The organism is Pseudomonas sp. NPDC077186 (assembly GCF_044543505.1).
GTDB lineage: Bacteria > Pseudomonadota > Gammaproteobacteria > Pseudomonadales > Pseudomonadaceae > Aquipseudomonas.
In genome coordinates, this window is record NZ_JBITWE010000001.1 from 951951 (window position 1) to 968981 (window position 17031).

Sequence of the window (17031 nt, forward strand, 5' to 3'; positions counted from 1 at the left end):
GACTCGCGCAAGCCCTTTTCCCAGGCTTGTCCCGGTGTGTCGACCAGCTGTTTATACGCGCGTCCCAGCGTTGCCGGGGGCGCAGCCGCAGAGCCGCCCCCGGTGCCTCTGCGTGCCGGTCAGGCCGCGGCCAACGCCGCAAGCCGACCACTATATCTAGTAGGTGGGGTGCAGCACTGCCCCACCGAGACTTTTGCGCCAGGACGGCACTCGAAGTCGTGCCACTCCTGACCGCTTTGCAAGTCGCCCGCCTCCGGCCCCGTGCCGAGTGCGGTGCAGTTGTTGAAATGGAATGAACGGTGGACATGGCACGGCATCTACTGCTGTGGCGTCCAACAAACAAATTACAGAACACGGAGATCTCCATGCATACCGACACTTCTCGCGAGAACTCGCCGGCCAGCGTGCCGCAGGGCGCCGATTCCAGCCCGGATCTGGCCGCCACCGCGCCCGGCCAGCTGCGCGTGATCAAGCGCAACGGCACCGTCGTCCCCTACACCGACGACAAGATCACCGTGGCCATCACCAAGGCGTTCCTCGCAGTGGAAGGCGGCACCGCCGCCGCCTCGTCGCGTATCCATGACACCGTCGCGCGCCTGACCGAGCAGGTCACCGCCACCTTCAAGCGCCGCATGCCGTCCGGCGGCACCATCCATATCGAAGAGATCCAGGACCAGGTCGAACTGGCCCTGATGCGCGCCGGCGAGCAAAAGGTCGCCCGCGACTACGTGATCTACCGCGAAGCCCAGGCCGCCAAGCGCAAGAACGCCAGCGCCGGCGAGATCGCCCAGCCGCACCCGAGCATCCGCATCACCGCCGCAAGCGGCGAGCTGCAGCCGCTGGACATGGGCCGCCTGCAGACCATCATCCGCGAGGCCTGCGAAGGCCTGGCCGAGGTCGACGGCGCGCTGATCGAGCGCGAAACCCTGAAGAACCTCTACGACGGCGTCGCCGAGAAGGACGTCAACACCGCCCTGGTGATGACCGCCCGTACCCTGGTCGAGCGCGAGCCGAACTACAGCTACGTCACCGCCCGCCTGCTGATGGACAACATCCGCGCCGAAGGCCTGGGCTTCCTCGGCGTGGCCGCCAGCGCCACCCACCACGAAATGGCCGAGCTGTACGCCAAGGCGCTGCCCGCCTACGTGGAAAAGGGCGTGGAATTCGAGCTGATCGACGCCAAGCTCAAGGGCTACGACCTGGCCAAGCTGGGCGCCGCGATCGACCACGAGCGCGACCAGCAGTTCACCTACCTGGGCCTGCAGACCCTGTACGACCGCTACTTCATCCACAAGGACGGCGTGCGTTTCGAACTGCCGCAGATCTTCTTTATGCGCGTGGCCATGGGCCTGGCCATCGAAGAGCCGCAGAAAGAAGAACGCGCCATCGAGTTCTACAACCTGCTGTCCTCGTTCGACTACATGGCCTCGACCCCGACCCTGTTCAACGCCGGCACCCTGCGTCCGCAGCTTTCCAGCTGCTACCTGACCACCGTGCCGGATGACCTCTCGGGCATCTACAGCGCCATCCACGACAACGCCATGCTGAGCAAATTCGCCGGCGGCCTGGGCAACGACTGGACCCCGGTGCGCGCACTGGGCTCCTACATCAAGGGCACCAACGGCAAATCCCAGGGCGTCGTGCCCTTCCTCAAGGTGGTCAACGACACCGCCGTGGCGGTCAACCAGGGCGGCAAGCGTAAGGGCGCCGTGTGCGCCTACCTGGAAACCTGGCACATGGACATCGAGGAATTCCTCGAGCTGCGCAAGAACACCGGTGACGACCGTCGCCGCACCCACGACATGAACACCGCCAACTGGATCCCCGATCTGTTTATGAAGCGCGTGTTCGAAGACGGCAAGTGGACCCTGTTCAGCCCGTCCGAAGTGCCGGACCTGCACGACCTCACCGGCAAGGCCTTCGAGGAGCGCTACGAGTACTACGAAGCCCTCTGCGAGTACGGCAAGATCAAACTGTTCAAGACCATCGCCGCCAAGGACCTGTGGCGCAAGATGCTCTCGATGCTGTTCGAGACCGGCCACCCCTGGCTGACCTTCAAGGACCCGTGCAACCTGCGCAGCCCGCAGCAGCACGTGGGCGTGGTGCACAGCTCCAACCTGTGCACCGAGATCACCCTGAACACCAACGCCGACGAGATCGCCGTGTGCAACCTGGGTTCGGTCAACCTGGTCAACCACATCGTCGACGGCAAGCTGGACACCGCCAAGCTGGCCAAGACCGTCAAGACCGCGGTACGCATGCTCGATAACGTCATCGACATCAACTACTACAGCGTGCCGCAGGCGCAGAACTCCAACCTCAAGCACCGCCCGGTTGGCCTGGGCATCATGGGCTTCCAGGATGCGCTGTACTTGCAGCACATTCCCTACGGCTCCGATGCGGCCGTCGAGTTCGCCGACAAATCCATGGAAGCGGTCAGCTACTACGCCATCCAGGCCTCCTGCGACCTGGCCGACGAGCGCGGCGCCTACTCCACCTTCGACGGCTCGCTGTGGAGCAAGGGCATCCTGCCGCTGGACTCGCAGCAGATCCTGATCGAGCAGCGCGGCGCCAAGTACATCGACGTCGACCTGTCCGAATCCCTGGACTGGGCGCCGCTGCGCGCGCGCGTGCAGAAAGGCATCCGCAACTCCAACATCATGGCCATCGCGCCGACCGCGACCATCGCCAACATCACCGGCGTGTCGCAGTCGATCGAGCCGACCTACCAGAACCTCTACGTGAAGTCGAACCTCTCCGGCGAGTTCACCGTGATCAACCCCTACCTGGTGCGCGACCTGAAGAACCGCGGCCTGTGGGACCCGGTCATGGTCAACGACCTGAAGTACTACGACGGTTCCGTGCAGCAGATCGAGCGCATCCCGCAGGATCTGAAGGATCTGTACGCCACCGCCTTCGAGGTGGAGACCAAGTGGATCGTCGACGCCGCCAGCCGCCGCCAGAAGTGGATCGACCAGGCCCAGTCGCTGAACCTGTACATCGCCGGCGCCAGTGGCAAGAAGCTCGACGTGACCTACCGCATGGCCTGGTACCGTGGCCTGAAGACCACCTACTACCTCCGTGCCCTGGCCGCCACCAGCACCGAGAAGTCCACCATCAACACCGGCAAGCTCAACGCGGTGTCCAGCGGTGGCGACAGCGGCCTTTCCGCCGCCCCGGCCAAGGCCCCGGAGCAAGCCGCCCCGGCGCCGGCCCCGGTACCCAAGGCCTGTGCCATCGACGAGCCGGACTGCGAAGCGTGCCAGTAAGCGCACGCATCTGAGCGGCGTGCGCGTTGTTGCCTGGCAGGTCGGCCCCCATCACGTACATGCGTACGCTCAGGGGCTCCGACCCACCAGGCGCCTAGCGCTCACTCGCTCAGCTACGCGCTCGAAGGTCTGATAAAGCTCTAGAGCTACACAACGTTCAGTCCCCTCTCCCGCTTGCGGGAGAGGGCTAGGGAGAGGGCAAAGCTCTTCCGTAGGAGCGGCTTCAGCCGCGAACCTCGCGGACAAAACCGAGCCCCCTCCCAAACATTCCCGCCCCTCCTCCCCACCGGGTCGAGAGGCACCGGCCAGAACGGCAGGCCACCCGCCGCCGCCCTGACCAGCGGTACCCGTTTTGCCCTTGCGCGCTGTACGCAACGGAACATAATCAAAACATCTGTATATCCATACAGGCCGGCCTTTCACCGGCCCTCACGCAGGAGCCAAGCCATGCTGAGCTGGGATGAATTCGACAAGGACGACGGCGCCGAAGCAGCCGCCGCAAGCAAGCACAACCCGCAGGTCGCGGATCTGAGCTTCGACAAGCTCGACCAGGCCGGCGACGCCGCCGCCCACGAAGCCCGCGCCGTCGCTGCCGACGACAGCGCCGCGGTCGCCCGCGCCAAGGCCGCGCTCGACCAGCTCGACATCCAGGAAGGCCTGGACGAACTGGAAGGCTCCGCCGCCCGCGTGCAGGTCGGCGACAAGCAGATGATCAACGCCCGCGCCGACCTCAACCAACTGGTGCCCTTCAAGTACGACTGGGCCTGGCAGAAATACCTCGACGGCTGCGCCAACCACTGGATGCCGCAAGAGGTCAACATGAACGCCGACATCGCCCTGTGGAAGAGCGCCGACGGCCTCACCGAGGACGAGCGCCGCATCGTCATGCGCAACCTCGGCTTCTTCTCCACCGCCGACTCCCTGGTGGCCAACAACCTGGCCCTGGCCGTGTACCGCCTGATCACCAACCCCGAATGCCGCCAGTACATCCTGCGCCAGGCCTTCGAAGAGGCGATCCACACCCACGCCTACCAGTACTGCATCGAATCCCTGGGCATGGACGAAGGCGAAATCTTCAACATGTACCACGAGATCCCGAGCGTGGCGAAGAAGGCCAGCTGGGGCCTGAAGTACACCCGCGCCATCTCCGACCCGCAGTTCAACACCGGCACCGTGGAAACCGACAAGGAACTGCTGCGCAACCTGATCGCCTACTACTGCGTGCTGGAAGGCATCTTCTTCTACTGCGGCTTCACCCAGATCCTCTCCATGGGCCGCCGCAACAAGATGACCGGCGTCGCCGAGCAGTTCCAGTACATCCTGCGCGACGAGTCCATGCACCTGAACTTCGGCATCGACGTGATCAACCAGATCAAGATCGAGAACCCGCACCTGTGGGACGCCCAGATGAAGGACGAAGCGACCCAGATGATCCTGCAGGGCACCCAGCTGGAGATCGAATACGCCCGCGACACCATGCCGCGCGGCGTACTGGGCATGAATGCGGCGATGATGGAGGACTACCTCAAGTTCATCGCCAACCGCCGTCTGACCCAGATCGGCCTGAAGGAAGAGTACCCGGGCACCAGCAACCCCTTCCCGTGGATGAGCGAGATCATGGACCTGAAGAAGGAGAAGAACTTCTTCGAGACCCGAGTGATCGAGTATCAGACTGGTGGGGCGTTGAGCTGGGATTGATTTCTCACTAACCACTTAGTTAGCGCTCTACCTGAAATGGATGTTTGGGGCAGCGACAAACAAAAGCCCCGCCAAGTGCGGGGCTTTATTTTTTGGACAACAAATGAAACACCAAAAATCTCTCTCCTTTTTAAAAGCACTGCTAGCTGTAATATTAATAATAGCCATAGCATCCATCGCCTCTTACTTTATGAAATTTCATGGCTCGCTATCTAGCAGCCAAGAAACATGGGGCCAATTTGGAGACTTTATTGGAGGAACCCTGAACCCGCTAGTAGCAATAGCAGCCTTAACAGCACTAATTCAGACAATAAAACTACAAGCAACAGAGCTCAGCATCTCGACCGAACAACTAGAAAAGTCAGCAGCCGCACTGACAGCACAAAACTCGGTTCTCACAAAGCAAAGTTTCGAAAACTCATTTTTCAACCTTACTCAAATCTTCAACGAACTAGTTAGAGACCTAAGCTACGACAGCAAATCAGGCAAGGAATGCATAAGAAAAATATACAAAATACTCTCGGAAGATTTTCTATATGAGATCAAACTAGGAAACTTTACCGAACCTCCAAAAGAGGCAATAGAAATTCAATATAAAAACTTTTACAAAAGCTACGGCCACATCATTGGCCATTACTTCAGAACCCTATACAACATAATAAAATTCATAGACCAGTCCAACTTAGACTGGGAGTCAAAGAAATTTTACGCAGAACTTATAAGAGCGCAACTATCGAAATACGAACTCAATTTAATACTATATAACTGCATAAGCAGTTACGGAAACATAAAACTACTCCCCCTCGTAAGCAAATACAACTTACTAAAGCATCTTGAACCGCAATCTCTCTCAGAGGACTTCCATTCAAGTCTGATCAAAAGCTAGTAGATTTAAGGCAACAGAAGTAATAGCGAGGAAAAGAGGAAAAGGAGACAGATTTATTATATCCACTGTCCACTTCTACTGGTTTCGCCCTTACGGCGAGTCACTTGACTCGCTTCGCTCGCCCTTCGGGCCAGCCTGCGGCTGTTACTCCGCTACGCTCCGTTTCTCTTTGCTCGCGCAGAAAGCAACCAAAGAGAAAGCGCGCCCGGCATCCGGGTTTCGCTGCGCGAAACTCGCCTCACTCCGGCGCTGTTCCGAGGGTCGTCGCGAAGGGCCATCCCTGGCCCATCACTCCTCGTTTGGCATCCATGCCAAACGCCCCTCTCCACAGCACCTCCGCTCGGCCTCCTGACGGGATTCGGGATCGCGGTGCCTGAACTTTTTGTGGAAGGCGGAGCAACAAGCAAGAGCAGAGCGTAAAGAGCCAGAGCATTGCGGCCGAAGCCGCAATGCTCTGGCTCTGTTTCTAGAACACCGGTCTCGCAGACGACGCCAAACGCCCCATCAGGAGGCCGAGTGGAATCGTTGCGGAAGGGGTTGAGCGGCATGGATGCCGCGAGAGCCGCGATGGGCCAGGGATGGCCCTTCGCGGCGTGCCCCTGGAGCAATGATGGAGCGAGGGAACCCGACGAAGTCGGGCCGTATGCAAGGGGCAAGACCTTTTGCTTACTTTTGGGGCGTCTGCCAAAAGTGAGCCGCCGTAAGGGCGGAACCGGTAGTCCAGACAATAAAGAAGCGGCGTATGTACGCAAAATCAGCGAGTAGCCCGGATAACCGCTGATGGTGGATGAAAAAAGCGTCATCCACCCTACGCGTTACCAGCCTCCTATCGCCCCAATATGCTCGTAGTGATATTTACTCACCGGGGCAACTGGCTGCTAAATAAATACCAACTTCCCGCAAGATATCCGCTACCGGCACCCGCATGGTTGCCGAGCGATAGGCCTTGAACCCAAACGCTGTCGCCGTGTACACGCAGGGCACGAACTGCTTGCCGTCCAGAATATGCTGCAACTCGTCGGCACTCAGCATGCGAGTGCTACGGCCTTCATTGAGGTTCTCATCGAACATCAGCACGGCAGAGTAAATGAAGTCTTCTCCATCCCGCGCCGGCAGAACAACTGAAACCAAACCGTCAGCAATATATTGATCATCATCATAATTAGCTGACACTTCGTCGACCCCAAGCGAACAGCGGAGCATGCTACCTATCGGTCGCTTCCCCTTTTCGAACACCTCCAGAAGATCAATACCAGATGAAAACCTCACCTTATAAAGATTGGTATCCCGTTCCCGCTCAAGCCCAAGATATCCGAGTTCCGCCGCAGGGGAATTATGCCCTTTCGCACACCCCAGAAAAAACGGCAACACCGCCAGCCATATAAATCTGGATGAGAGAACCTTCGCCCGCGTAACCAACATCAATACCCCTCATCCAGCTCGCGCAAAATATCACTTACAGGCACGGGAAGAACTTCAGAGTAATATGGCTTAAAGCCATAAGCAGTAAATCTGTAAACACAGGGCACTGACTGCCTGACACTCAGAATCTCACGTAACTCTTGCGCTTCCAGGGGACGATGGGTACGCCCACTATTAATACTCTCTGAGAACATAATTGATGAATAAAACACGAAGGGTCCCGAGCTTGATATAGGCTGAACGGCATAAATCAACCCACTTGCCACATACCGCTCAGCCCCATCCTCATTCGCTGCATTATCGCTACTGAGCGAACAGCGTAACAGCCCACCAACCGGAGAATCCTCGGGCTTGAAAACATTCAGAAGGTCGGCATCAGAAGCAAATTTTACCGTATAAAAACTTTCATTTTTCCTCGAAAGCTCAAGATAATCAAGCTTTGCTGGCGGAATATTATGATCTTTGGCGCACCCCAGAAAAAATGGCAATATCGCCAACCATAAATATCTAGGCACGACAACCTCCTTCAATATAACTAACAATAGACTCAAAAAGAATATCGGATGCCGATGCCCCATCGCGAACAGAGTTCTTGAACATACTGAGGGCATCCGCATGATTAATATCCATACGAGCATTGATATCAGGCCCCGTCACAATCTGCCATTGTTCACCAAAATTTGCGACGGAATCAGAGCTATTTGGACGTTTAGGGGCTGCTCGGACATTTATCCAATATCCACTTATAGGCTCAGGCTTGCTGAAATAAATATCAGATCCCAGCCACACCAAGGCTCCCTCGCCAACAGGATCCAAAGTAATCAGCATTTCAACCTTATACCCTTTCTCACTCAGAATTTTGGAAAGGTGCGCCCCATTCCACCCACCAAGACTATGTCCAACAATATAGACAGGGGCCGACTTATCTGGAACTCCCTTATAGACATACTTATCAATATCCCAGTCACCGCGAACATCGCTATACCCAAGATAATGAGAACCATAGAATTCCAGGTAACCGGCATCTCCAATAAGGTCTTTAAAGTAGTCATAAGCCAATTTAATATTATTATAGGCGCCAGCAAAGTAATACGATTCCTTATCCCCCGCTCCACCAATAAAGAACACCACCACCCTGCAATTGCTGGCCTCAACGACTTTGGGCGCTTGATTTTCCGAAGATGTCAGCGTGGGCGACGCTGCCAGGGTTGCCTCTTTTCCGTTCGGAAGTATGACTTTTTGAGCTTCCATGCTCAGTCCTCTATGTAGATTTCGATGGTTTCAGCACGAACAGAATGAGTGACCAGTTTGGTAAATCCGTTTTCGTCTGATTGCCCGTATTCGAAGCGCCCGTCTTCACGCTTGATCACATAGTTCCGGTAGGTCAGTGGCCTGCCGCTACGTTTATCAACCAACTGAAAACGATCATTGAACGCAGCTTGAATATTCAACGGCGCAACTGGGGTAAATGGCGCGCCACCACCGCTATTGCCGATGATGACGGTGCCCGAACCCGCGATGACCACGTTTCCGTGGTTACCAACGGTTCCGATGGTGGTTGCCGGCAGGCCATTGATCAGCACATTCGAGATGACGTTGCCGGCCAGGGCGCTGCCACATGCGGTGCTGTCGGTTTGCCTGGCGGCGCTCAGGCCGTCGAACAGTACGTCCGGCGAGCCGCTGACGATTGGGTTGGTGCCGTGCCCCGGTACTGGGCAGGCGGTTGGATCGCTCACTCGGGCGGCAGGTTTTCCGCTCATGACAATGCTCCTTGAGATGGGATCTTGGTGTGCGGCTCGGGCACATCCTTGTTCGAGTTTCCAAAGCACCAGCGACACTCGATTGCATCGAACAGTGCGAATTGAGAAGGGCTTTCGGAGGAGGGGAAACGGGGCGGCATGACATGCAGGGCTTCATCGGTGTGCCAGCGCATCTCTGCCGCGCAGGCGCCGTCGAATTCATTGAGCAGCGCGTTGTAATTACGCAGCCCTGCCCTGTCGTACAGAGTCTGCAACTGGTGGGACAATTGCTCGCCCCAATTCAGATAGTGCTCTGCCGTCCATTCGACGATATGGGCGTGGGTAAGCCACCCCATGGGGATTAGCCCTTCGCCCGTCTCCAGTAGTTGCTCGTGATTCGCGGCAAATCCACAGCAAATATGCATGGCCAACCAACCCTGATCGGAAAGATAGGGATTGGGATCGAAGAACTGCGAGAGCGGACGGACCTGGTAATCCTCCAGGCCGCAGGCGCGGATGGCGATCTCGGCATCCAGCCGCGATACGAAGGCGCAGATGGCCTGGCTGCCATTGGCGTTATAGGCGACGGAAACCTGGCTCGGCTGACCGCCAACCCCGTCTTTGACCAGGCCGTATAAACGAATGGACGATTTGAATGTAGGTGGGTGAAGCATCCTTACTCCCAGAAACGACCGCTCGGGCAGCGGTCGAATTCCCTTTCCAATCCAGGCGGCAGAGTGTGCTGCACCTGAATCGAATATGTCAGCAGCATTTGTCACAAAAAACCAAGCGCGCCGGAGAATGGCTCGCTCAGGCCAATGCGCCAATGCAGCTCAGTCAGGTTGACCCTCCCCCTTATCGCCCTACTCTGCCACCCGGCGCCTAAGAAACGCCTTCACACAGCGGCCTGACCGCTCCCGAAGCCTTGCGACCAGCGGCGAGCGCGAGCGGATCGCGTCGCCCTCAAAGTCATCGATGCCCCGGCACCGGTTCATGGCATCTATGTGGGCGACACGCATCCTCTGCCGGAAGGCCTGCGAATCGAACATCAGGATCGAGACAACCACGGCCTTATCGTCGGGACGCCAACCCGGGCTGGCGTTTATGAGGTTCAACTATCCGCAGGCACCTATGGCACTCAGTGCACAGGGCTGCGCGCTCGTCGGACTTATAAGTTGCATATCACCAGCGAGTAGCCCGGATAACCGCTGATGGTGGATGAGAAAAGCGTCATCCACCCTACGATCTGAACGCCCGAGCACCGGGTTGCCGTCCGGTAGCCAGTGGCCCTCCACCCTACGCGCTACCAGTGGCATGCTCTTGTTTGTCACTTGGACGGAGCACTCAAGATGCGATCCGCCCGACAAACTCCGCGGCTTCCTGACGGGTAAAGAAGCGCCCAAGACGGACGAATCCAGAAATTATTGTGGCTTTGATCTCAACAACTTCCCCCGCCAAATCCCTATTGGTTATCCATTCATCAGGCAATCCATCAATCAAATGGAAGGGGGCGGGACGGCCATCTCGATATCGGGCTATTGCTACCTGTCCGGTATGAGAGTCCTTGAATGCGGGAACGAAGCGAGCCTGGGCATTGTTTTCGCTCACGCCTCCGGTGCCAGCATATTGCTGGTTCTCTTTCTCCAAAAATGACGGACGTTGTTGGATTAACATCGTGGCCACCTTTCTAAACAGCTCGGTTCCAGACTCCTTACCTGTCGATAAAGCATTCGGTTCCGTTACGGCTTTAACTTAGCGCGCCTACGGCTTTACTGAACTATTCAAATAGATGCAGCAAAACGTCTTTTCGGACTAATACCAATGGAGTAGATATTTTGACGAGCGAGTAGCCCGGACAACCGCTGATGGTGGATGAAAAAAGCGTCATCCACCCTACGATCTGGACGCCCGAACACGGGACTGCGGTCCTGTAGGGTGGACAACGCGAAGCTTGTCCACCGTGATGACCAAACCACCTTCCGCGATAACTGTCGCATTCGGCTTTTACCCATCCACAATCTCGCAGACGACGCCAAGCGCCCCTTCAGGAGGCCGAGCGGAATCGTTGCGCAGGGGGTGAGCCGCATGGATGCGGCGAAAGGCGTAAAGGGCCAGGGACGGCCCTTGTACGCCGCCCCCGGAGTAACGATGGAACGAGGAAACGGAGCGCAGCGGAGTAACAGCCGTAGGCTGGCCCGCAGGGTGAGCGAAGCGAGTCAAGTCTGGCGCAGCCAGACCCGGATGGCGGGGCTAGACCTTTTGGTTACTTTTGGCGGGGCCGGCCATCCGGGCAATGCCAAAAGTAACCCGCCGTAAGGGCGGAACCATTACCCAAGAACACCACATCAGCCAGTAGCACGGATAACCATCTCCCCAATGTTGGATAAAGTAACTGAATATCCCTCGGTGGAAAACGCCTCTCTGTTTTCCAGCCTACTGGCTAGCGATGGACTTCACGTAATATATCCGCCACCGGCACCCGCATGGTTGCCGAGCGATACGCCTTGAATCCAAACGCTGTCGCCGTGTACACGCAGGGCACGAACTGCTTGCCGTCCAGAATATGCTGCAACTCGTCGGCACTCAGCATGCGAGTGCTACGGCCTTCATTGAGGTTCTCATCGAACATCAGCACGGCAGAGTAGATAAAGGTCCCATCCCCCAACGGTTGAGCGCCTGAAACCAAACCGTTAGCCCTATAGGGATCGAGATCATAATTTCGTGAAACTTCATCGATCCCAAGAGCACAGCGCAGCATGCTGCTTATGGGCCGCTTATCCTGTTCGAAGATATTGAAAAAATCGATATTCGATGAAAATCTCACCTCATAACGATTGATGCCTTCTCTCCGCTTGAGCTCAAGATAACCAAGCGTGGTAGCAGGAACACCATGATCCTTTGCACACCCCAGAAATAAGGGCAACACGGCCAGCCATATTAATCTAGACAAGAACCTTGCCTGTTCCGGCACTACTGGCATCATTTATCCATCTCACGCAAAATATCAGCGACGGGAACTTGTAAAATTCCAGAACGATACGGTTTGAAACCGTAAGCTGTAGCCCAATAAACACAAGGTACTGACTGCCTGACACTCAATATCTCCCGTAACTCTGGCGCCTTCAAATCTCGATAGCTACGCCCGTCATTAAGGTTCTCGACGAACATGATTGACGAACTAAATACGAAAGGCACCGTAGTAGACTTAGGCTCAATGGCAGAAATCAGTCCTTTTGCCACATACCGTTCAGAACTGTGCTCATTTGGCACATCACTAACGAGCGAACATCGTAACAGGCCACCAACGGGTGAGTCTTCGGGCTTGAACACATTCAAAAGATCGGCATCAGCAGTAAACATGACTTTATAATGTTCTGAGCCCCCAAAACTCCCGAGATAACCAAGCTCTGCAGGAGGCATGTGATGATCCTTGGCGCACCCCCCCAAAAAAAGCAACACCATTACCCATAAAAACCTAGGCACGACAACCACCTTCAATATAACTAACAACAGACTCAAATAGAATATCGGATGCCGATGCTCCATCGCGAACAGAATTCCTGAACATACTGAGGGCATCCGCATGATTAATATCCATGCGAGCATTGATGTCAGGCCCCGTAACAACCTGCCATTGCTCACCAAAATTCGCTACTGAATCAGAGCTATCTGGGCGTTTGGGGACTGCTCGAATATTTATCCAGTATCCACTGACAGGTTCTGGCTTGCTGAAATAAATATCAGAACCCAGCCATACCAGAGCGCCCTCCCCGACAGGATCAAGGGTAATCAACATCTCCACCTTGTACCCTTTTTCACTCAATATCTTGGAGAGATGAGCACCATTCCACCCACCAAGGCTATGCCCAACAATATAGACAGGGGCCGATTTATCTGGAATGCCTTTGTACACATTTTTATCGATATCCCAACCACCCCGAACATCACTATACCCCAAATAATGGGAAGCATAGAAACCCAAGTAGCCGGCACTCTTAACCCGCCCCTTAAAATAATCATGAGCCAATTCAATATTATGATAGGCCCCAGCAAAGTAGTACGACTCCTTGTCCCCCGCCCCACCAATAAAGAACACCACCACCCTGCAATTGCTGGCCTCAACGACCTTGGGCGCTTGATTGTCCGAGGGCGTCAGCGTGGGCGACGCGGCCAGGGTTGCCTCTTTTCCGTTTGGAAGTATGATTTTTTGAGCTTCCATGCTCAGTCCTCTATGTAGATTTCGATGGTTTCGGCACGAACAGAATGAGTGACCAGTTTGGTAAATCCATTTTCGTCTGACTGGCCGTACTCAAAGCGTCCGTCTTCATGCTTGATTGCATAATTCCGGTAGGTCAGTGGCCTGCCGCTGCGCTTATCAACCAGCTGAAAACGATCATTGAACGCAGCTTGAATATTCAACGGTGCAACCGGAATGAATGGCGCACCGCCACCGCTATTGCCAATAATTACGCTGCCCGAGCCACCAATGATGGTATTGCCATGCCCGCCGACACTGCCCAGCGTCGCGGCGTTCAGGCCATTGATGAAAACCGTCGGGGAGACGTTGGCGGCGATGGGACTGCCGCAAGCCGATGTGTCGCTCATTCGGGCGGCGCTGAGGCCGTCGAACAGCACATCGCCAGAGCCAGTAACGATGGGGTTGGTACCGTGCCCTGGGATTGGGCAAGCGGTGGGGTCGCTAACGCGCGCAGCGGGTTTGCCGCTCATCTGTAACTCCTTGGTCCGAGACCTGCGATAAAAACCGTTCTACTCCGTGTCTGCATTCTATCGAGACGGCGCCCGCCGACGTTGATCGGATGCACAACCCAGATTCGCAGTATGGGTTGAGCGCAACCGCAGCAGGCCGCTAACTCAGCAGCCTACAAGGTACACAACCCTCCCGGCACCGCCATCACCCAATCCCTCACCGCCCGAATGGTCGGATCGTTCCTGCGGCTTTCCGGGTACACCAGAAAGAACGGCTTGCCCTCAATTTCCGGGCCGAAGGGCTGCACCAGGCGCCCTTCCCTCAGCTCGTCCTCGATCAGCTGGCGGCTCATCAGCGCCACGCCCTGGGCGCCGATGGCGGCCGAGACGGCGTGGGTCTCGTCGGAGAACACCAGCCCGGCGTTGACGTCCAGCCCCGGCACCTGGGCCTGCTTCTGCCACAGGGCCCAGTCCAGCGGCGAGGAAACCGCGGCCTGGTTGCGAAAGTGGATCAGCGAATGCCTGGGCAGCTCGGCGGCATCGTGCAGGCCGAGCAGCGGGCTGCAGGTGGGGATGAAGCTGTTGTCGAACAGCTTCTCCGCCACGAGGCCGGGCCAGCGGCCGTCGCCGTAGCGGATGGCGATGTCCGCGGTGACGCCGTCCAGCGCCACCGGCTCGTGCGAGGCGTGGATGCGCAGATCGATGGTCGGGTGGGCCTCGCGCAGCAGGCAGACCCAGGACAGCAGCCAACGCATCGCCACCGCGGGCGTGGTGCTGAGGGTGATGGCCTGGCGACTGGGCACCGCGCTGAGCCGTTCGACCGTGGCGCCGATGCTGTCGAAGGCGGTTTCCAGCACCTGCCGCAGCTCGCGGCCCTGGGCGGTCAGCTCCAGCTGCCTGGGCTTGCGCAGAAACAGCGCGACGCCGAGCGATTCCTCCAGTGTGCGGATCTGGTGGCTGATCGCCGTGGCGGTCACCGAGAGCTCTTCGGCGGCCCGCTTGGCGCTCTCATGGCGCGCGGCCGCCTCGAAGGCCCGCAGGGCCGATAGCGAAGGTAACCAGCGCTGCGCCATACATGAACCTCTCTCATCCATAACGGAAAATAATCGTCGTTTGTCGTCCATACCGGCTGGAACTTAGCCTGAGTCTGCTGCGAAACACAGATGAGTTCAACTTCAGAAAGGAGACGCGACATGCCTCACATCCTGCACCTCGACGCCAGCGCCCGCCCCGGCCTCGCCGGCAAGGACCTGCACGGCTCGCACAGCCGCCACCTCAGCCAGCACTTCGTCGCCCAGTGGCTGGCCCGCCGCCCACAGGACAGCCTCAGCTACCGCGACATCGGCCAGAACCCGCCACCTTTCATCGACCACGACTGGATCGCCGCCGCCTTCACCGCGGAGCCGCAGCGCGAGCCGTGGATGCGCGACACCCTGGCGGAGAGCGACCGGCTGATCGACGAGCTGATCGCCGCGGACGTGCTGGCGATCGGCGCGCCGCTGTACAACTTCAGCATGCCGGCCGCGCTCAAGGCCTGGATCGACCAGATAGTGCGCACCGACAGAACCGTGGCATTCGACGCCAGCAAGCCGCTCGATCCCTATGTACCGCTGCTGGCCGACCGGCCGCGGCACGCGGTGATCCTCAGCGCCCGCGGCGGGGTCGGTTTCGACGCCGGCGGGGCGATGGCGCATATGAACCACCTGGAGTCGAGCCTGATCACCGCCCTCGGCTTTATCGGCATCACCCGCGTGCACCAGATCGCCATCGAGGGCCAGGAAGTGGGCGGCGAGCTGCTGGCCACCTCGGTGGCGCAGGCGCTGAGTCGGGTCGATGCGCTGGTGGTGGAACTGCAGCGGGCGTTGCAGACGGAGCGCACGGCGCAGCCGGCCTGATGCTTCAAGCGCCGCATGAAGCAAAGAAGGGCCAGGCCATGTCGGTAGCCTGTCGCTCCGCAGTCGAGGCACCGGTCATGGCCATGATCGGCGCCTCCCGCGCACGGCAAAAGCCCTGCAGGCGTTCGAGAAACGCAGCATCCACGGCTAGTCTGCAAGAGAGCACAACGACACGGCTGCAACCGTCGTCGCGCGCGGACAGGGCAAGGTAGCGGGAGGGTGGGCATGGTCCAGCAGATCGATCTGGTGATCCGAGGGGATTACCTGCAAGCATTCGCCGCCGATCACACACCCAAGCTATGTCCCGAGCTGCTGGACTACCTGCTGGACGAGGCGAGCTATCACCCGCAACTGAGCCTGCAGATCCACTGCCCGGAAGCGGAGCGAGAGCGCCTGGCCAGGGCCATCGGCAATAGCTGCAGCCACAGGATCGGCCAGCTGAAACAGGACATCCGGGCCTGGCGCCTGCTGGCTCTGCTGCTGATGGCCCTGGCCGTAGGCCTGGTCATGCTGGCGACCTGGCTGGAAGTGGAGGGCACCATCCCCCTGGGCATCGTCACCGTCACCGCCTGGATGCTGGTGTGGCGCACCTCGGAGATCCTGCTGCTGGATATCCGCGGCGGCTATCGGGATATGCGCCGGTATCAGCGCCTGATCGACGCGCCGAAGCAATTTCTCTAGCGGGTAGCGAGCCTCCTGGATGGCCGCGCCCATGGCGGATGAACAGCGCGTCATCCTCCCCACGCCAGGCCGAGCATGATGCGTTTCGTAGGGTGAACCGGGCGCGTAGATTCCAACACTCCGCCGTTGCGGCAGAGTACCTACCACAGCTAGCAGCCCAGATGTCCAAGAGGATAAGCGCTCTGCAGGAGGCCGGCAGTTACGCGCCGTGTATCAAAGCCTGCCCAGCCAGTACTGCGGCCGTCGCCGCTCATGGGCAACGGCCAGCACCTGAAAGCCATCGGGACTTTCTCGGTAGACGATGGATAAGGGAAAACGCTTGAGAGGAACCCTGCGAATATCGGGTTCCAGTTCGATTTGCCAGGCTTTGGGTGACTCGCCAACCAGGGCGGCCAGCGCTTCGAATTCCGTAATAAGGGCACCACCCAATCCGGGAACCTTCGATTCGTAATAACCGACCGACTCCAGGAACTCGGCTTCCGCTGCCGGGTGAAAGGAATACTTCATCTGATCAGGGCTCTGGCCTTGCGCATCACCTCGTCACTGGGCACCGCCTGAACCGAGCCACTATCAAGCTCTTCGGCGCGACGCCGCGCTTCGAGCAACCAGTCTGCGCGCAGCTCTTCATCGGAGGGCGACTCCAGGCTCAGGACCAAGCGCTGAATCAGCTGTGCCCGCTCATCCCTGGGCAGGTGCAGAGCTTCATCCTCAATTTTCTGCAGATCCATGGTTAA

The 17031-nt window shown here is 57.9% G+C and carries 18 protein-coding genes; 5 read left to right on the forward strand and 13 right to left on the reverse strand.

All coding sequences use genetic code 11. The features are described 5' to 3' along the window. The first annotated feature begins 365 nt into the window (after positions 1 to 365). The 3 genes from ACIGKL_RS04330 (at position 366) to ACIGKL_RS04340 (ending at position 5853) form a co-directional block, all read left to right on the forward strand. Complete coding sequence (locus tag ACIGKL_RS04330) at positions 366 to 3269, forward strand: ribonucleoside-diphosphate reductase subunit alpha (RefSeq protein WP_397485472.1); 2904 nt, start codon at positions 366 to 368, stop codon at positions 3267 to 3269. Positions 3270 to 3716: 447 nt separating this feature from the next. Beyond that, positions 3717 to 4967 carry a ribonucleotide-diphosphate reductase subunit beta gene (locus ACIGKL_RS04335; protein WP_397485473.1) on the forward strand — a complete coding sequence of 417 codons (1251 nt, stop codon included), beginning with the start codon at positions 3717 to 3719 and terminating at the stop codon, positions 4965 to 4967. Positions 4968 to 5070: 103 nt separating this feature from the next. Further along, positions 5071 to 5853, forward strand: a complete 783-nt coding sequence (locus tag ACIGKL_RS04340) for a putative phage abortive infection protein (protein WP_397485474.1) — start codon at positions 5071 to 5073, stop codon at positions 5851 to 5853. An 855-nt stretch (positions 5854 to 6708) separates the two neighbouring features. On the opposite strand, the gene ACIGKL_RS04345 is transcribed toward ACIGKL_RS04340, so the two are convergent. From ACIGKL_RS04345 to ACIGKL_RS04395, 11 genes are all read right to left on the reverse strand, one after another. Then, positions 6709 to 7275 carry a hypothetical protein gene (locus ACIGKL_RS04345; protein WP_397485475.1) on the reverse strand — a complete coding sequence of 189 codons (567 nt, stop codon included), beginning with the start codon at positions 7273 to 7275 and terminating at the stop codon, positions 6709 to 6711. Next, entirely contained in the window at positions 7275 to 7790 is a 516-nt protein-coding gene (locus ACIGKL_RS04350) for a hypothetical protein (RefSeq protein ID WP_397485476.1), read from the reverse strand. Before ACIGKL_RS04350 ends, ACIGKL_RS04345 begins: the two co-directional genes overlap by 1 nt. Then, positions 7783 to 8526 carry an alpha/beta hydrolase gene (locus tag ACIGKL_RS04355; RefSeq protein WP_397485477.1) on the reverse strand — a complete coding sequence of 248 codons (744 nt, stop codon included), beginning with the start codon at positions 8524 to 8526 and terminating at the stop codon, positions 7783 to 7785. Before ACIGKL_RS04355 ends, ACIGKL_RS04350 begins: the two co-directional genes overlap by 8 nt. Before the next feature lie 2 nt (positions 8527 to 8528). Further along, positions 8529 to 9035 (reverse strand): PAAR domain-containing protein, encoded by a 507-nt coding sequence (locus ACIGKL_RS04360; protein WP_397485478.1) that lies wholly within the window; start codon positions 9033 to 9035, stop codon positions 8529 to 8531. After that, complete coding sequence (locus ACIGKL_RS04365) at positions 9032 to 9688, reverse strand: hypothetical protein (RefSeq protein WP_397485479.1); 657 nt, start codon at positions 9686 to 9688, stop codon at positions 9032 to 9034. The genes ACIGKL_RS04360 and ACIGKL_RS04365 overlap by 4 nt, the downstream gene beginning before the upstream one ends. A 670-nt stretch (positions 9689 to 10358) precedes the next feature. Then, positions 10359 to 10688, reverse strand: coding sequence for a hypothetical protein (locus ACIGKL_RS04370; RefSeq protein ID WP_397485480.1), 330 nt, complete (start codon positions 10686 to 10688; stop codon positions 10359 to 10361). Positions 10689 to 11454: 766 nt separating this feature from the next. Then, positions 11455 to 11997 (reverse strand): hypothetical protein, encoded by a 543-nt coding sequence (locus ACIGKL_RS04375; protein ID WP_397485482.1) that lies wholly within the window; start codon positions 11995 to 11997, stop codon positions 11455 to 11457. Further along, positions 11994 to 12434 (reverse strand): hypothetical protein, encoded by a 441-nt coding sequence (locus tag ACIGKL_RS04380; protein WP_397485483.1) that lies wholly within the window; start codon positions 12432 to 12434, stop codon positions 11994 to 11996. The genes ACIGKL_RS04375 and ACIGKL_RS04380 overlap by 4 nt, the downstream gene beginning before the upstream one ends. Before the next feature lie 55 nt (positions 12435 to 12489). Continuing rightward, positions 12490 to 13233, reverse strand: coding sequence for an alpha/beta hydrolase (locus ACIGKL_RS04385; RefSeq protein ID WP_397485484.1), 744 nt, complete (start codon positions 13231 to 13233; stop codon positions 12490 to 12492). A gap of 2 nt (positions 13234 to 13235) precedes the next feature. After that, on the reverse strand, positions 13236 to 13742 hold the full coding sequence (locus tag ACIGKL_RS04390) for a PAAR domain-containing protein (RefSeq protein WP_397485485.1): 507 nt from the start codon (positions 13740 to 13742) through the stop codon (positions 13236 to 13238). A 152-nt stretch (positions 13743 to 13894) separates the two neighbouring features. Then, positions 13895 to 14794 carry a LysR substrate-binding domain-containing protein gene (locus tag ACIGKL_RS04395; RefSeq protein ID WP_397485486.1) on the reverse strand — a complete coding sequence of 300 codons (900 nt, stop codon included), beginning with the start codon at positions 14792 to 14794 and terminating at the stop codon, positions 13895 to 13897. A 120-nt stretch (positions 14795 to 14914) separates the two neighbouring features. On the opposite strand from ACIGKL_RS04395, the gene ACIGKL_RS04400 reads away from it, so the two are divergent. After that, complete coding sequence (locus ACIGKL_RS04400; RefSeq protein ID WP_397485487.1) at positions 14915 to 15616, forward strand: FMN-dependent NADH-azoreductase; 702 nt, start codon at positions 14915 to 14917, stop codon at positions 15614 to 15616. A gap of 225 nt (positions 15617 to 15841) precedes the next feature. Then, entirely contained in the window at positions 15842 to 16297 is a 456-nt protein-coding gene (locus ACIGKL_RS04405) for a hypothetical protein (protein WP_397485488.1), read from the forward strand. A 213-nt stretch (positions 16298 to 16510) separates the two neighbouring features. Here the strand turns inward: ACIGKL_RS04405 and ACIGKL_RS04410 are convergent, their stop codons facing one another. Together ACIGKL_RS04410 and ACIGKL_RS04415 are read right to left on the reverse strand one after the other, a co-directional pair. Further along, a complete protein-coding gene (locus ACIGKL_RS04410; protein ID WP_397485489.1) occupies positions 16511 to 16804 on the reverse strand; it encodes a type II toxin-antitoxin system RelE/ParE family toxin in 294 nt (97 codons plus the stop codon). Then, complete coding sequence (locus ACIGKL_RS04415; protein WP_397485491.1) at positions 16801 to 17025, reverse strand: addiction module protein; 225 nt, start codon at positions 17023 to 17025, stop codon at positions 16801 to 16803. The genes ACIGKL_RS04410 and ACIGKL_RS04415 overlap by 4 nt, the downstream gene beginning before the upstream one ends. Positions 17026 to 17031: the final 6 nt, after the last annotated feature.

What these genes read in the sequence shown, in the direction of transcription:
- ACIGKL_RS04330 (WP_397485472.1), top strand. Translation starts at nt 366, where the DNA reads ATGCATACCGACACTTCTCGCGAGAACTCGCCGGCCAGCGTGCCGCAG.
- ACIGKL_RS04335 (WP_397485473.1), top strand. Translation starts at nt 3,717, where the DNA reads ATGCTGAGCTGGGATGAATTCGACAAGGACGACGGCGCCGAAGCAGCC.
- ACIGKL_RS04340 (WP_397485474.1), top strand. Translation starts at nt 5,071, where the DNA reads ATGAAACACCAAAAATCTCTCTCCTTTTTAAAAGCACTGCTAGCTGTA.
- ACIGKL_RS04345 (WP_397485475.1), bottom strand. Translation starts at nt 7,275, where the DNA reads ATGTTGGTTACGCGGGCGAAGGTTCTCTCATCCAGATTTATATGGCTG.
- ACIGKL_RS04355 (WP_397485477.1), bottom strand. Translation starts at nt 8,526, where the DNA reads ATGGAAGCTCAAAAAGTCATACTTCCGAACGGAAAAGAGGCAACCCTG.
- ACIGKL_RS04360 (WP_397485478.1), bottom strand. Translation starts at nt 9,035, where the DNA reads ATGAGCGGAAAACCTGCCGCCCGAGTGAGCGATCCAACCGCCTGCCCA.
- ACIGKL_RS04365 (WP_397485479.1), bottom strand. Translation starts at nt 9,688, where the DNA reads ATGCTTCACCCACCTACATTCAAATCGTCCATTCGTTTATACGGCCTG.
- ACIGKL_RS04370 (WP_397485480.1), bottom strand. Translation starts at nt 10,688, where the DNA reads ATGTTAATCCAACAACGTCCGTCATTTTTGGAGAAAGAGAACCAGCAA.
- ACIGKL_RS04375 (WP_397485482.1), bottom strand. Translation starts at nt 11,997, where the DNA reads ATGATGCCAGTAGTGCCGGAACAGGCAAGGTTCTTGTCTAGATTAATA.
- ACIGKL_RS04380 (WP_397485483.1), bottom strand. Translation starts at nt 12,434, where the DNA reads ATGCCTCCTGCAGAGCTTGGTTATCTCGGGAGTTTTGGGGGCTCAGAA.
- ACIGKL_RS04385 (WP_397485484.1), bottom strand. Translation starts at nt 13,233, where the DNA reads ATGGAAGCTCAAAAAATCATACTTCCAAACGGAAAAGAGGCAACCCTG.
- ACIGKL_RS04390 (WP_397485485.1), bottom strand. Translation starts at nt 13,742, where the DNA reads ATGAGCGGCAAACCCGCTGCGCGCGTTAGCGACCCCACCGCTTGCCCA.
- ACIGKL_RS04395 (WP_397485486.1), bottom strand. Translation starts at nt 14,794, where the DNA reads ATGGCGCAGCGCTGGTTACCTTCGCTATCGGCCCTGCGGGCCTTCGAG.
- ACIGKL_RS04400 (WP_397485487.1), top strand. Translation starts at nt 14,915, where the DNA reads ATGCCTCACATCCTGCACCTCGACGCCAGCGCCCGCCCCGGCCTCGCC.
- ACIGKL_RS04405 (WP_397485488.1), top strand. Translation starts at nt 15,842, where the DNA reads ATGGTCCAGCAGATCGATCTGGTGATCCGAGGGGATTACCTGCAAGCA.
- ACIGKL_RS04410 (WP_397485489.1), bottom strand. Translation starts at nt 16,804, where the DNA reads ATGAAGTATTCCTTTCACCCGGCAGCGGAAGCCGAGTTCCTGGAGTCG.
- ACIGKL_RS04415 (WP_397485491.1), bottom strand. Translation starts at nt 17,025, where the DNA reads ATGGATCTGCAGAAAATTGAGGATGAAGCTCTGCACCTGCCCAGGGAT.